General features: G+C 68.7%; 8 protein-coding genes. 5 read left to right on the top strand and 3 right to left on the bottom strand.

From position 1 onward, the window contains the following. Window positions 1-143: 143 nt before the first annotated feature. A complete protein-coding gene (locus O0J73_RS17610) occupies window positions 144-692 on the bottom strand; it encodes a Dps family protein (RefSeq protein WP_006439098.1) in 549 nt (182 codons plus the stop codon). Window positions 693-778: 86 nt separating this feature from the next. Between O0J73_RS17610 and hrpA the strand changes: the two genes are divergently transcribed. Further along, a complete protein-coding gene (gene hrpA, locus O0J73_RS17605; RefSeq protein ID WP_197564802.1) occupies window positions 779-4,861 on the top strand; it encodes an ATP-dependent RNA helicase HrpA in 4,083 nt (1,360 codons plus the stop codon). A gap of 53 nt (window positions 4,862-4,914) precedes the next feature. On the opposite strand, the gene O0J73_RS17600 is transcribed toward hrpA, so the two are convergent. Further along, window positions 4,915-5,451 (bottom strand): hypothetical protein, encoded by a 537-nt coding sequence (locus tag O0J73_RS17600; RefSeq protein WP_006439150.1) that lies wholly within the window; start codon window positions 5,449-5,451, stop codon window positions 4,915-4,917. A 130-nt stretch (window positions 5,452-5,581) separates the two neighbouring features. Here O0J73_RS17600 and O0J73_RS17595 point away from each other — a divergent pair, with 130 nt between their 5' ends. Both O0J73_RS17595 and O0J73_RS17590 read left to right on the top strand, forming a co-directional pair. After that, the gene (locus tag O0J73_RS17595) at window positions 5,582-7,738 is read left to right on the top strand and encodes a bifunctional (p)ppGpp synthetase/guanosine-3',5'-bis(diphosphate) 3'-pyrophosphohydrolase (protein WP_197564803.1); all 2,157 of its coding nucleotides are present in this window, start codon (window positions 5,582-5,584) and stop codon (window positions 7,736-7,738) included. A 30-nt stretch (window positions 7,739-7,768) separates the two neighbouring features. After that, window positions 7,769-9,334 (top strand): hypothetical protein, encoded by a 1,566-nt coding sequence (locus O0J73_RS17590; RefSeq protein WP_308309256.1) that lies wholly within the window; start codon window positions 7,769-7,771, stop codon window positions 9,332-9,334. Here O0J73_RS17590 and O0J73_RS17585 read toward each other — a convergent pair. Then, a complete protein-coding gene (locus O0J73_RS17585) occupies window positions 9,331-11,430 on the bottom strand; it encodes a glycosyltransferase (protein WP_308309255.1) in 2,100 nt (699 codons plus the stop codon). The genes O0J73_RS17590 and O0J73_RS17585 overlap by 4 nt on opposite strands. 96 nt (window positions 11,431-11,526) lie before the next feature. Here O0J73_RS17585 and mrcB point away from each other — a divergent pair, with 96 nt between their 5' ends. Both mrcB and O0J73_RS17575 read left to right on the top strand, forming a co-directional pair. After that, the gene (gene mrcB, locus O0J73_RS17580) at window positions 11,527-13,968 is read left to right on the top strand and encodes a penicillin-binding protein 1B (RefSeq protein WP_308309254.1); all 2,442 of its coding nucleotides are present in this window, start codon (window positions 11,527-11,529) and stop codon (window positions 13,966-13,968) included. 11 nt (window positions 13,969-13,979) lie between these two features. Next, the gene (locus tag O0J73_RS17575) at window positions 13,980-14,504 is read left to right on the top strand and encodes a hypothetical protein (RefSeq protein ID WP_308309257.1); all 525 of its coding nucleotides are present in this window, start codon (window positions 13,980-13,982) and stop codon (window positions 14,502-14,504) included. The last annotated feature ends 123 nt before the right edge of the window (window positions 14,505-14,627 follow it).

Below are 14,627 nucleotides of genomic sequence, written 5' to 3'. Positions count from 1 at the left end.
CCCATGGACGGGTTTACGGCGTCCCCTGCCACCGGCCCCACCCCGCCTACCCACAGGAAGCCAGCTTTTGCTGTTGCTGTTGCCGGCCAGCGGCCGGCACTACCGCGGGTGCAGGGCGCAGCCCTGCCGAGCCCCCCAAACCCTTACTGGAGGAGCGAGCGAAGCATCCAGGCGTACTTCTCGTGGGTCTGCAGGCGCTGGGTCATCAGATCCTCGGTCGGGGCATCGTCACCCTTGGCCGCCACGTCCAGCACTTCACGTGCCGTACGGCAGACCGCTTCGTTGGCGACCACCAACTGGCGTACCATTTCACGCCAGTCCGCACTGTCGGTCAGGCCCGGTTCCTCGGCGATCGAGGTCAGCGCAGCAAATTCCCGGTAGGAGCCCGGGGCATTGAAGCCCAGCGCGCGGATGCGCTCGGCCACGTCGTCCAGTGCTGCCCACTGCTCGGTGTACTGCGTCTCGAACATGGTGTGCAGCGAGTTGAACATCGACCCGGTCACGTTCCAGTGGAAGTTGTGCGTCTTCAGGTAGAGCGTGAACGCATCGGCCTGGAAGCGCGACAGACCGTCGGCGATCTTCTTGCGGTCGCCCTGGGTGATCCCGATATCGATGTTCGGTGCCGACGGTGCCGCCGCTGCAAGCTTCTGCTTGCCGGTCTTGGCCTTGGTCGTGCTCTTGGTCTTCGCCATGGGGTTCCTCCTTGTGGAATCGTTGGCCTTCACAATAAACCGGTCGTGATGACTGGTCGCTTTCAAAGTTTTGAACGAACCGATTGATGAACTCTATCGATAAAAATCCATCGCCCCGCCTGCGCCAACAGCGTGCCGCCATCGACGGCGCCATGAGCCGCGACCGGGGCCGTCTGCTGGGAATGCTTTCGCGTTGCCAGGCCAAGCCACAGGATGCGGCGCTGGCCGCCACCTTCGAGCAGGCCTTGCAGGCATCGGTGCAGCGCCGGCAGATGCGGGCGCAACAGCAGCCATCCATTACTCTGGACCCGCAGCTGCCGATTGCGCGTGAAGCCGACGCGATCATCGAGCTGATCCGCGACCACCAGGTGGTGGTGATTGCCGGTGAAACCGGCTCGGGCAAGACCACCCAGCTGCCGAAACTGTGCCTGGCCGCAGGCCGTGGCCAGGCCGGCATGATCGGCTGCACCCAGCCGCGACGGATTGCCGCACGTGCGGTGGCCAGCCGCGTGGCGCAGGAACTGCAGAGCGAACTGGGCCAGCTGGTCGGCTACCAGGTGCGCTTCAACGACAAGGTCAGCGACGACAGCCGCATCAAGTTCATGACCGACGGCATCCTGCTGGCGGAGATCGCCAGTGACCGCTGGCTGTCGAACTACGACACGATCATCGTTGACGAAGCGCACGAACGCAGCCTCAACATCGACTTCCTGCTGGGCTACCTGAAGCAACTGCTGCGCAAGCGCCCGGACCTGAAGCTGATCGTCACCTCGGCCACCATCGATACCGAGCGCTTCGCCCAGCATTTCGACAATGCGCCGGTGATCAGCGTCGAGGGCCGCACCTTCCCGGTGGAAGTGCGTTATCGCGCGCTGGAAGGCGAGGGCGAAGACCAGGGCGAGCGCACCGTCAACGATGCCATCGTGTCGGCCATTGACGAGATCACCCGCCTGGATGCGCGCGGCGACGTGCTGATCTTCCTGCCGGGCGAACGTGAGATCCGCGACGCGCACCAGTCGCTGGAGCGCCGCAAGTACCGCAATACCGAAGTGCTGCCGCTGTACGCGCGGCTGTCCAACCAGGACCAGGACCGGGTGTTCAACCCGGGCCCGAACCGGCGCATCGTGCTGGCCACCAATGTGGCCGAAACCTCGCTGACGGTACCGCGCATCCGCTACGTGGTCGACCCCGGTTTCGCCCGCGTCAAGCGTTACAGCCCACGCAACAAGCTGGACCGCCTGCATATCGAGCCGATCTCGCAGGCCAGCGCCAATCAGCGCAAGGGTCGCTGCGGCCGTATCGCCGAGGGCATCTGCTACCGCCTGTACGCCGAAGCTGATTTCCAGGCGCGGCCGGAGTTCACCGATCCGGAAATCCGCCGCTCCAGCCTGGCGGGGGTGATCCTGCGCATGCTGCAGCTCGGCCTGGGCCGCATCGAGGACTTCCCGTTCCTGGAAGCACCCGATGAGCGTGCGGTAGCCGATGGCTGGCAGCAGCTGACCGAGCTGGGCGCGATCGATGCCGAGCGGCGCATGACCACCGTCGGCAAGCAGATGGCACGCCTGCCGGTGGACGTGAAGCTGGCGCGCATGCTGGTCGCCGCGCAGGCCGCCGGCTGCCTGCGGCCGATGCTGGTGATCGCCTCGTTCCTGGGCATCCAGGACCCGCGTGAACGCCCGCCGGAAGCCCGTGGCGCGGCCGACAGCGCGCATGCGCAGTTTGCCGATGGCCGCTCCGAATTCGTCGGCGTGCTGCGCCTGTGGGATGCCTATCGGCAGGCCCATGAAGACCTGACCCAATCGAAGCTGCGCGACTGGTGCGGCCGTCATTTCCTCGGTTTCCTGCGCATGCGCGAGTGGCGCGAGCTGCATCGCCAGCTGCGGCTGCTCTGCGAGGAGCTGGGCTGGAAGGAAGAGGCCAACGAGGCGTCGATGGCGCCGCTGCTGGCCGGCAGCAGTGCGCCGGCGCCGGCGCGTGATGACGCGGCGGCGGTGAAGGCCACCCGTGGCCAGCTGCACCGTGCCGCGCGGTTGGCCCGCGAGGGCAAGGCCGAAGCCGCGCCGGCACCCGTGGCCGTGCGCGCGCAGAAGGAACAGGTGCCGGCTGGCGTCGGTTTCAGCGAACGCGTGCGTGCTGGGGCCTACCAGACCCTGCACCGCGCACTGGTGGCGGGCCTGCCGACGCAGATCGGCCATCGCACCGAGAAGGGCGATTTCCAGGCCCCGCGCCAGCGCCGGTTCCTGCCGTTCCCGGGCTCGGCGTTGTCCAAGCGGCCGCCGCCTTGGCTGCTGGTGGCCAACCTGCTGGATACGCAGAAGGTGTGGGGCATGACCCTGGCCGCGATCGAGCCGGACTGGGTGATTGCCGAACTGCCGCACCTTTTGCTGCGCAAGCATTTCGATCCGCACTGGTCGCGCGCGCAGGGCCAGGTGCTGGCGTCCGAGCAGATCAGCCTGTTCGGCCTGGTGCTGGCGCCGAAGAAGCCGGTGCACTACGGCCGCATCGAGCCGGGCGAGGCGCACGACATCTTCGTGCGGCAGGCGCTGGTGACCGGCGAGATCAACACCCGTGCCAGCTTCGTGGCCGACAACCAGAAGGTGCTGGAGGTCGCGCGCGAGGAAGAAGCCAAGCTGCGCCGCGCCGGCATCGTTGCCGACGAGGACTGGCAGGCGCGCTGGTACCTGGACCGGGTGCCGCCGCAGATCCATTCGGCGGCGGGTCTGGATACTTGGTGGAAGGGGCTGGCGCCGGAGCAGCGCAAGACCCTGCACTGGTCGCTGGTCGACCTGCTGCCCGGCGAAGGCAGTGAACAGGAGCGCTACCCGAAGTACCTGGCGCTGGGCCAGGCGCGGTTGCCGCTGCATTACCGCTTCGAACCGGGCGCCGACGATGACGGCGTGACCCTGGACGTGCCGCTGCACCTGCTCAATGCACTGGACCCGGTGCAGCTGGGCTGGCTTGCGCCGGGCTTCGTGGTGGACAAGGCCTCGGCGCTGATCCGCAGCCTGCCCAAGGCGATGCGCCGCAACTATGTGCCGGCGCCGGACTTCGGCCGCGCGTTCTTCGAGGCGTTCCCGCAGCCCAGCGCCGATGCCATCACCGGTGAGCTGGCACGCTTCCTGTCACGCGCGACCGGTGCCACGGTGACCGCGCTCGATTTCGAGCCCGGTGCGATTGAACCGCACCTGCACATGAACCTGCGCCTGCGCGACGAGCACGGCAAGGTGCTGGCCACGTCGCGTGACCTCGATGCGCTGCGCGCGAAATTCGGTGGTCGTGCCGGCGATGCCTTCGCGGCGCGTGCCGGGCGCGAGATGGCGGCCGATGGCCTGCGCACGTTCCCGGCCACGCCGATTCCGCTGCAGGTTCCCGGCGAAGCGGGTGTGCCGGCCTATCCGGCATTGCTCGATGAAGGTGACAGCGTGGCGCTGCGCATCTTTGCCGATCGGCAGCAGGCGCAGGAAGCCCATCCGCTGGGCGTGCGCCGCCTGCTGGAGATCGCGCTGGCCGAGAAGGTCAAGCAGGCACGCAAGCAGCTGCCGGTGGGCGCCAAGACCGGCCTGCTGTACGCGGCCATCGAATCGCAGGAGCGCCTGCGCGGCGATCTGGTCGATGCGGCGATGAACGCGGTGCTGGCCGAAGGCCTGGAGGACATCCGCGATGCGGCGGTCTTCGAGCAGCGTCGCGACCACGCGGCCAAGGCGCTGTTCGGCGAGGCGATGTCGCGGCTGAAACTGGCCGAGACCATCCTGGCGCTGGTGGCCGAGCTGAAGCCGATGCTGGAGGCGCCATTGATGGGCTGGGCGCGCGGCAACCTGGATGACATGGAAGCGCAGCTGGCCGGACTGATCCACCCCGGCTTCCTGCGTGATACGCCAGCCGATGCACTGGCGCAGTATCCGCGTTACCTGAAGGCGATGATCCTGCGCACCGAGCGGGCCAAGCGCGATCCGCCGCGCGACCAGGCACGCATGCTGGAACTGCATCCGTTCCTGGACGCGCTGCGCGATGCTGAGGCGCAGGGCCTGCGTGAACGCCCGCAATGGCAGGCACTGCGCTGGGACCTGGAGGAACTGCGGGTGTCACTGTTCGCGCAGGAGCTGGGCGCGCGCACCGGCATCTCGGCGAAGAAGCTGGCGCAGCGGGTAACCGCACTGCGCCAGGCGTGAGTCCGATCCGGTAGAGCCGAGCCGGTGCCCGGCTCTACCTCCAGGACGCGCCGTTACTTGGTACGGCGGACCTTGGGCTGGGTGTTCACGCCGTCAACCTTCATGTACCAGACGCCCATCACCCCGGGCTTGATGCTTACCTGGGGCGACGCCTTGCGCACGCCGGCCAGGGTCGTGGCATCGGTCTGTTCCCATTCCTGGCCGTTGTCCAGCACGTAGATGCGGCCCTTGCCGAAGCCGCGGAACTCGCCCTGCAGCACGCCGGTGATGGGTTCGCTGCTGCCGAAATCGAAGAAGCCCCGGTTCTTCACGATCACTTCCTGGCGTCCTTCCTCGCGCGCCTCCTCGCGGACGGCGGCCACGGCCTGGGTGGTGGCCGCCTCGACCTTGCCCTGCAGCCAGCGGTTGAGCGTGGCCAGTTCCGCCGCATCCAGCTTGTCCAGCCCGGCGGCCTTGAACTCGGCGGGCGACATCTGCTGCTGCAGGTCGCCTTCCACCACGCGCTGGGCCAGCGCAGGCGCCGATACGGCCAGCAGCAGCGCGGCGCAGGCCAGCAGTCGTGGACGGAAGTGCGGAACGATCGAGGGCATGGCGGGACTCTCCTGGGTTTACCCGCGAGTGTAGCGGCATGTCCACATGCCGGGCGATGGTGGCCGCGGCGATTGTCCCTGAACGGCGCCGGCGCTAGTGTAGGGGCCTCTGTCTTGCCTGCTCGATGCTGTGAACCGCGCTTCCGTCCCCGGCCTGGATGCCTTGTTGAACCGTCCCTCGGCAGCGGTGCTGCCCGCTCCGCTGCGCCAGGCCCTGCGCGGGCACTGGGATGCCCCGGAGTGCGACCACCAGATGCGCGCCAGCTGGTCAGTGCTGGGTGACACCCTTGATGCGCTGTCGATGCTTTCAGCCGACGAAGGTGCGGTGGTCGCGGCCCTGCTGTTCGACCTTCCCGGGTTGCGTGCCCACCTGGACGCGTTGCCACTGGGCAACCACAAGGCGGCGGTGATCGGCCTGCTCGATGGCCAGGACGCTGCTGATCCGGTATGGGCGCTGCACGCTGGCCGCGAGGCCGGGCGCAACAGTGAGGGCCTGCGCCGCCTGCTGCTGGCGATCATCCGCGACCTGCGCGTGGTGCCGATCCTGCTGGCCCGGCAACTGGCGCGGATGCGCGCTGCCGACAAGCTGGATGACGAACAGCGCCGCGCGCTGGCCCAGCTGACCCGCGATATCCATGCACCGCTGGCCAACCGGCTGGGCATCTGGCAGCTGAAGTGGGAGCTGGAGGATCTGGCTTTCCGCCATCTGGAGCCTGAGACCTACCGGCGCATCGCCCGTGAGGTGGACGAGACCCGCATCGCGCGCGAGCGCTACGTCGAGAACGTCAAGAAGGTACTTTCGCGCGAACTGGTCGCGCAGGGCATCAAGGCCGAGGTCAGTGGCCGCCCGAAGCACATCTACAGCATCTGGCGGAAGATGCAGAAGAAGCGGCTGGCGTTCGACCAGCTGTACGACATCCGCGCGGTGCGGGTGATGGTCGACGATGTCGCCGCCTGCTACGCCGCGCTGGGCGTGGTGCATGCACTGTGGGCGCCGGTGCCGAGCGAATTCGATGATTACATCGCTCGTCCCAAGGCCAACGACTACCGCTCGCTGCATACCGCCGTGGTCGGTCCGGAAGGGCGCACCATCGAAGTGCAGATCCGCACCCACGAGATGCACTCGCAGGCCGAACTGGGCGTGGCCGCGCACTGGAAGTACAAGGAAGGCGGCAAGGGCGCGGAGAAGTCCTTCGACCGCAAGATCACCTGGATGCGCCAGCTGCTGGAGCAGGCCCAGGACGGGCAGGGCAACGAACTGGCCGGAGCGCTCGATGCCGAGCTGACCGAGGACCGGGTCTACGCGCTGAGCCCGAAGGACGAGGTGCTGGACCTGCCGCAGGGCGCAACGCCGCTCGATTTCGCCTACCAGGTGCACACCATGGTCGGCCACCGTTGCCGTGGCGCCAAGGTCAACGGCCGCATCGTGCCGCTGACCTACCGCCTGCGCAGCGGCGACCGCGTCGAGATCCTGACCGGCAAGGAGGCCGACCCGCGCCGCGACTGGCTGATGCCGGCCAATGGCTTCCTGGCCAGCAACCGCTCCCGCGAGAAGGTGCGCAGCTGGTTCCACAAGCTGGACCGTGCGCGCAACGTGCAGGCCGGGCGTGAGCTGCTCGAGCGCGAGCTGAAGCGGCTGGGCCTGCAGCATTCGGATCTGGCGGTGGCGGCGAAGAAATTCCATGCCGACAGTGTCGATGACCTCTACATCCAGGTGGCGCTGGGCGATACCGGGCCGAACCAGGTCAGCCGCGCCCTGCTGGAAGCCGAGCGCGCGGCCAGCCAGCCGGCAGCCGCGCCGGCGTTGCCGCGCCCGACCGCGCGCCGGGAGAACCTGGGCAAGTCCAAGTTCACCGTGCAGGGCGTGGGCAATCTGCTGGTGCAGCTGGCACGCTGCTGCCAGCCGGTGGCAGGCGAGCCGATCGTCGGCTACCTGACCCGTAGCCGGGGTGTCACCGTGCATCGGGCAGACTGTGCAGCGCTGGCCCGCCTGGCCGCCACCAGCCCGCAGCGCATCCTGCCGGTGGAATGGGGCCAGGCCGGTGGCGGCTACGAAGTGGACGTGGTGGTCACCGCGGTTGATCGTCGCTGGCTGCTGAAGGACATCACCAACCTGATCGCCCAGGAAGACGCCTACGTGCTCGACATCCACAGTGACAACGTGCGCAACAGCGGCCGTGCCCATCTGCGCCTGCGGTTGAAGGTGAGCGACTACGGCCAGCTGTCGACCCTGCTGGGCAAGCTGGACGCGCTGCCGGGCGTGAGCGAGGCACGTCGCCTCGGCTGAGCTTCACGCTGCCCCGGCTACCCTGCACGCATGGAACGCGAGCCCCCGCATCGCCCGCATGGCGCTGAACATCCTGCGCTGGACCGCGTCCGCCGCGAAGGCCGTTGGTGGTGGCTGCAGGCACGCCATGCGCGCCGGGTCTGGCGCTGGGCGCTGGTCGCCGCGCTGGCCGTGTTCGTGCTGCTGGTGCTGCTGCGCAAGCCGCTGGCCGACTGGTTCTGGGATGAGCCGCAGATCGAACAGTTGCTGGCCGAGGGTGACCGCGCACTCGCCGCGGGCCGGTTGAGCGCGGCCGATGGCAGTGGCGCACGCGAGCGCTACCAGGCGGTGCTGGCCCTGGACGGTGATCGGCCGCAGGCGCGCGAAGGCCTGGCCCGAACGGCTGCGGCGGCACTGCAGCAGGCACGCGACAGGCTGCAGAACAACGACCTCGACGGCAGCGCGCAGGCACTGGCGTTGGCCCGCGAGCTGCAGGTGCCGCAGAGCGAAGCCGAGGCTGTCGCGCATCAGCTGCAGGCGCGACGCAACGCGGGGGCCGGCATCGGTGCGCTGCTGGCACAGGCGCGCAATGCCTTTGCGGCGGGGCGGCTTGATGATGGCGACAGCAGTGCATTGCCGCTGTTCCAGCGCATCCTGGCAGTGCAGCCGGACAATCTGCCGGCGCTGGAAGGGCGCGAGGATGCCCTGAGCGATCTGTTGCAGCAGGCACGTGCGCTGGCCGGGCGAGGGGAGCTGGCCGAGGCGGCTGCGATCGTGCAGCGCGCCCGCCAGTTCGATGCCGGCCATGCCGACCTCCCGGCCAGCCAGGAGGCGCTGGCACGTGCCGTGGACCTGCGCCTGCGGCAGGCGCAGCGCGCGTTGCAGCGCCAGCAACTTGAAAATGCGGCAAAGGGATTCCTGGCCGTGCTGGCCGTGGCGCCGGACGATCCCACGGCCCTGCGTGGCCGCGAGCAGGTGCTGCAGGCCGTGCTGGCGCGCAGCCAGGGCCAGGCCGACGATTTCCAGTTCGATGCAGCACAGCGTGATGCAGCGTTGGCCGAGGCGCTGGGCGCGTCGGCCGCGGCGCGCCAGCAGCTGGCGCAGCGCCTGCAACGTGCGCATCAGGCGCAGCGGTCGTTGCAGCAACCGGCGGCCAGCAACGCGCAGCGCGAGCGGCTGTTGCGCGAGCTGCTGCGCAGGATCGAGCGCGCCGAGCGCGCCGGGGAGTGGATCAGTCCACCGGGACACAGCGCGTTCGACGCGCTGCGTGAAGCGCAGGCCCTGGCGCCGCGCGATTCCCGGGTGAAAGCGGCCGCCGCGCGCTTGCTGCCCGCCAGCCGTGCCTGCTTCGATGACAACCTGCGGCAGAACCGGGTGCAGGCCGCGGGTGCCTGCCTGCAGGCCTGGCAGACCCTGTCGCCCACCGCGAACGGCCTGCCTGCTGCCCGTCAGCGCCTGGCACAGCGCTGGCTTGCGATCGGCAGCGAACGGCTTGGTAACGGCGACCTGGATTTTGCCGCGCATGCCGCCGGACAGGCGCGGGTGCTGCAGCCGGAACTGGCGGAACTGCCGGCATTCGAAGACCGCCTGCGTCGCGCGGGTGGACGGGCGGATTAGGCGAAGAACACGCGCTGCACGGTCGCACGTGCGGCATCGAGCGAAAAATGCTCGGCGACATTGGCCAGGCCGGCATCGGACAACCGCTGCCACAGATGCGGGTCCTGATACAGGCGGACCACCGCATCGGCGAAACCGAGCGCGTCGTCAGCCACCAGTACATCCCGGCCCGGATGCAGGTGCATGCCTTCCACTGCGCAGGTGGTACCGACCACCGGCTGGCCATGGGCCATGCTCAGGTTGATCTTGCCCTTCACTCCGGCGCCGAACCGCAGCGGCGCGATGGCAATGCGTGCGCCGTCCATGTAGGGCGTGATGTCTTCGACGAATCCGTGCATCTGCACGCCGGGCTGGCGTGCGGCCTGCGCCAGCAACGACTCCGGTGCTGCGGCGCCAATGCAGTGCAGGTGCACCTCCGGCAGCCGGGCGCGGATGTTGGCGAAGACCTCGCCGATGAACCATTCCATGCCATCCAGGTTCGGCGGGTGGCGGAAGCCGCCGACAAATACCAGGTCGTGGCGCTGCTCGAACACGGCACCTGCACCGGCAACCTCGTGCAGGTTGGAGATCAGTTCCACCTGCACCCGCGGGGCATCGGCCTGCAGCTGCTCACGCTCGGCTGCACTGACCAGCACGGTGATGTCGCACTGCTCCATCACTGCCAGCTCGCTGCTGCGGGTACGCTCGGCAGCGCGCAGGAGAGTCGCGTCTCTGGCTACCTCGGCACCGCGGCGTTCGCGCAGGTAGTGCAGGTCGACGGTGTCGAACACGGTGCGTGCCTGCGGTGCGTAGCGCTTGAGCAGCGGCAGGCACTCATGGGCGACGTGGTGGCGTACCAGCATTGCCACGTCGAAACGCGATCCGTGGCTGCGCAGCCAGCCGGCCACGCCGTCCAGGAAGGGCGCATACCAGACTTCCACGCCCATCCGCTGCAGCGCTTCGGTCGCCGCACCGGCATGTTCGCGCCGGGTGGGTACGAATACCACGTGGGCACCGCCCTGCAGCAGCAGGCGGATCAGGTTGACCTGGCGCAGCGACCCGGAGTCGCGATCCGGTTGTGGAACTTCCTCGTCCAGGATCAGCACCTGGCGCCGGCCGCGCAGCAGCAGCGCCGGAGACGGTACTTCGCCGACCGCCGGATGACGGGCCAGTTCGCTGGCCCAGCGGGCGGCAAAGATGGCCTGGTTGCGCACCTGGTAGGCCTTCACCCCACTGCCGGTGTCGGTGCCGTTGCTGGTGCCCTCGTCGTGGATCACCCGGCTGGCCGGCTGCACCAGCACGCGCAGGCCCTGGGCACGCACGCGGAAGGCCAGGTCGGTGTCCTCGTAGTACGCCGGCTTGTAGCGGGTATCGAAGCCGTCCAGCTGCTGCCAGAGGGTGCGCGGCAGCATCAGCGCCGCACCCGAGCAGTAGTCGACATCGCGCAGGCTGGCAAAGCGCGGATCATCGGCGGCCTCGAAGCGGCCGTAGCTCCAGCCACTGCCATCGGCGAAGATCACCCCGCCCGATTCCTGCAGGCGGCCATCCGGGTACAGCAGCTGGCTGCCGACCAGGCCGGCGTCGGGCGTGTTGCCGAAGGTGTCGAGCAGGGCATCGAGCCAGCCCGGCTGCGGCACCGTGTCGTTGTTGAGCAGCACCACGTAGCGGCCGCGGGCACGCGACACCCCATCATTGCAGGCTTCAATGAAGCCGCCGTTGTGCTCGCGAACTTCATAGCACAGCCCGGCCACCTGCGGCATCCACTGCACGGTGGCGTCGCTGCTGCCGTCATCCACTACCAGGATCTCGCAGGCCGCCGCCGGCGGGTGCGCCGCCAGGGCGCGCAGGCAGGCCAGGGTGTGGTCGACGTGGTTGTAGACCGGGATGACGATGCTCACCTCCGGCGACTCGCTGAACGGCACCGTGAAGGGGGCAAACGCCTGTGCCGGCGGCAGGTACAGCGGCGTGCGCGGAGCCGGAACGGCGCGCTGGGTATGAACGCGGATGCGCTGCCAGGTGGCCCGCCAGCCACGGGTGCGCAGGCTTGCCAGGCTCCGCCGGGCCAGGCCCGTCAGGCGGTTGATCAGGTATCGGATCTCGGCCAGCGACATCGCCATCCGGTTGCAACTCCAGCTTAAGCAGGGGGACCCGGGAGAATTCGCCAGCCGCAGCGGCTGGGGTAGACTCGCCAGACCCTACATTCTCGCATTCCCGTGCCCCGACGCTACGATTCCGACGACATCGACGATTTCGACGACGACGACCAGCAGGAGAACGGTCCGCTGTGGCGGCGTCGCCTGATCACCTGGAGCATGGCTGCGGTCGCGTTGGGATTGGGTTTCCTCATTCCCTATACGCTGTACCTGAACCAACAGGTGACGCAGCGTTTTGGTGAGCTGCGCTGGCAGATCCCGACGCGCGTGTACGCCCGCCCGCTGGTGCTTGCGCCCGGCAAGGCAATGGATGCGGCCACCCTGAAGACCGAGCTGGCCGCTTCGGCCTACCGCGATGACGGGCAGGGCAAGGAGCCGGCCACCTATGCGGTGAATGGCGGTCGTTTCGTGATCTCCAGCCGCGGCTACAACGACGTTGACGGCCGGGTCGCCCCGCGCCGGGTGGAGCTGTCGCTGGCCGATGGCGGCGTGGCCTCGCTGCGCGATGCCGACAACCGCAAGGCGCTGAAGGCTGCACGGCTGGATCCTGCGCGCATCGCCACCCTGTACGGCCAGAAGCAGGAAGAGCGCCGCCTGATCCGCATGGATGAGGCGCCGGACCTGCTGGTGACCGGCCTGCAGGCGGTGGAAGACAAGGATTTCAACCGTCACCACGGTATCGATCTGTCCGGCATCGCGCGCGCGGTGTGGGTGACCATCCGCTCCGGTGGCCAAAGCCGCCAGGGCGCGTCCACGCTGACCCAGCAGCTGGCCCGCAGCGGCCTGCTCGGCATCGGCAAGGAACAGACGGTCACCCGCAAGTTCAACGAAGTGCTGTACGCGCTGATCATGGAAGCGCGTTACGACAAGCGCACCATCTTCGAGGCCTACCTCAACCAGGTGTACCTGGGCCAGCGTGGCAGCCAGGCCATCCACGGCATGTCCTCCGGTGCCGAGTTCTGGTTCGGCCGCGACCTGTCGTCGCTGGAAACCGAGCAGATCGCGCTGCTGATCGGCCTGGTCAAGGGCCCGTCCTTCTACGACCCGCGGCGCAATCCGGAACGCGCGCTGGATCGCCGCAACTTCGTGCTGGGCAAGCTGCACGAGGCCACGTTGATCGACGATGCCGAGTACCAGCGCGCGTTGAAGGCGCCGCTGGGCGTGCCGAAGACGCCGGGCCTGGTGGCGGCCAACCGCTTCCCGGCCTACGTCGACCTGGTCCGCCGCCAGCTGGGCCATGACTATCCGGAGTCGGCGCTGCAGGGCGCCGGCCTGAGCGTGATGACCGGCATGTCGCCGTCCGCGCAGGCCTACGCCGAAGGCGCGGTGACCCGTACCATCAAGTCGCTGGAAAGCAAGCGACGCCCCGAACTGCAGGCCGGCATGGTGCTCACCGATGTGCACAACGGTGATGTGCTGGCGGTGATCGGCAGCCGTGAGGTCTCCGAGGTCGGCTTCAACCGCGCGATCGAGGCACAGCGTCCGGTGGGTTCGCTGCTCAAGCCGTTCGTGTACCTGCTGGCGCTGGCACAGCCGGACCGCTACTCGCTGGCCAGCTGGGTCGACGATTCCCCGGTGACGGTGCAGCTCGGCCGCGGCCGCAACTGGAACCCCGGCAACGCGGACAACCGCAGCCACGGTACGGTGCGCCTGATCGATGCGCTGGCCCATTCCTACAACCAGGCCACCGTGCGCGTCGGCATGCAGGTCGGTCCCGAGCGCGTGACCCAGCTGATCCACGTGTTGGCCGGCATCAAGGCCGAGGCGAATCCGGCGGTGATCCTCGGCTCGACCGACCAGAGCCCGTATGCGATGGCACAGCTGTACCAGTTCCTGGCGTCCGGCGGCGAGATCCAGCCGTTGCACGCGGTGCGTGGCGTGCTCGATCCGCAGGGCAAGCTGCTCAAGCGCTATGACAAGACCCCGGCGCCGGCACAGGAGGGCGACTCGATCGCCGCCAACCTGATCAGCGTCGGGCTACAGCAGGTGGTCGCCAGTGGTACCGCGCAGCGCCTCAACGCCGACGGCCTGGGCCGGCTGCAGCCGGCCGGCAAGACCGGTACCACCAATGATGGCCGTGACAGCTGGTACGCCGGTTACACCGGCGATCATCTGGCGGTGATCTGGATCGGCAACGACCAGAACGAGCAGGCGGGCCTGTACGGCGCTACCGGTGCAATGAGGGTGTGGTCCGGCATTTTCCAGCGCCTGCCAAGTGCGCCGCTGCGCGTCAGCAACAAGGGCCTGGACTGGCAGTCGGTGGCGCCCACCGGCATCAACAGTACCGATGAAGGCTGCCCTGGCGCGCGTCGCTTCCCGTTCGTGGTGGGCTACGCGCCGGCCTATGCACCGTGCGCGCCGGCAGTATCGCCGGACGGGCAGGGTGGAACCGAGGGCGAAGGCGGTGGCTGGCGCAGCTGGTTCGGCCTGGACCGCAAGCCGGACGCCCCTGCGGAACCCGCCGCGGCCCCCGCGGCTGCCACTCCTCCTCCAAGCCGATGATGCCGATGAACATGCGATCCCTGCTGCAGCCCCTGGCCCTGACCGGCCTCAGCCTGGCCTTGGCCGCGTGCGTGAGCAGCGCACCGCCGGTGGCCAAGCCGCCGGTTGATACCACCACGCCGGCGCAGCGCCTGGCCGCCGTGGACGCAGCCGCCGGCCCGGACGACAAGGAGCTGTCGGTGCAGCCGCTGCGCGATTCGCAGGTTGAAGATCTGCGGGTGACCGCGCAGGCGCAGCGACAGGCCAATGATCTGGCCGCCGCGGCCAGCAGCCTGGACCATGCGCTGGAGATCGTGGCGGGTGACCCGGCGGTGCTGCAGGAACGTGCCGAGCTGGCGCTGCTGCAGGGCCAGTGGGCGCAGGCGGAGACATTCGCACGCAAGGCGATCGATCTGGGTTCGAAGACGGGGCCGCTGTGCCGCCGGCACTGGGCCACGATCGAGCAGTCGCGCCTGGCGCGTGGCGAAAAGGAGAATGCGCTGTCGGCGCATGCGCAGCTGGAAAGCTGCACCGTGCCGGGGATCAAGCGGTACTAGATTTCCAGCCAACGGCGCAGCCCCTCGTGGCTGCCCGCATGGTCGCGTGGAGCAAACGCCGCGCTTGGCCGGGCGGGGTGGGTTCGCGGGGGACGCCGTGAACCCGTCCTTGGGGGCTTGGCC

This window comes from Stenotrophomonas sp. Sm6012, from assembly GCF_030985895.1.
GTDB classification, from domain to species: Bacteria; Pseudomonadota; Gammaproteobacteria; order Xanthomonadales; family Xanthomonadaceae; genus Stenotrophomonas; species Stenotrophomonas forensis.
This window is presented reverse-complemented; position numbering and strand designations above follow the sequence as displayed.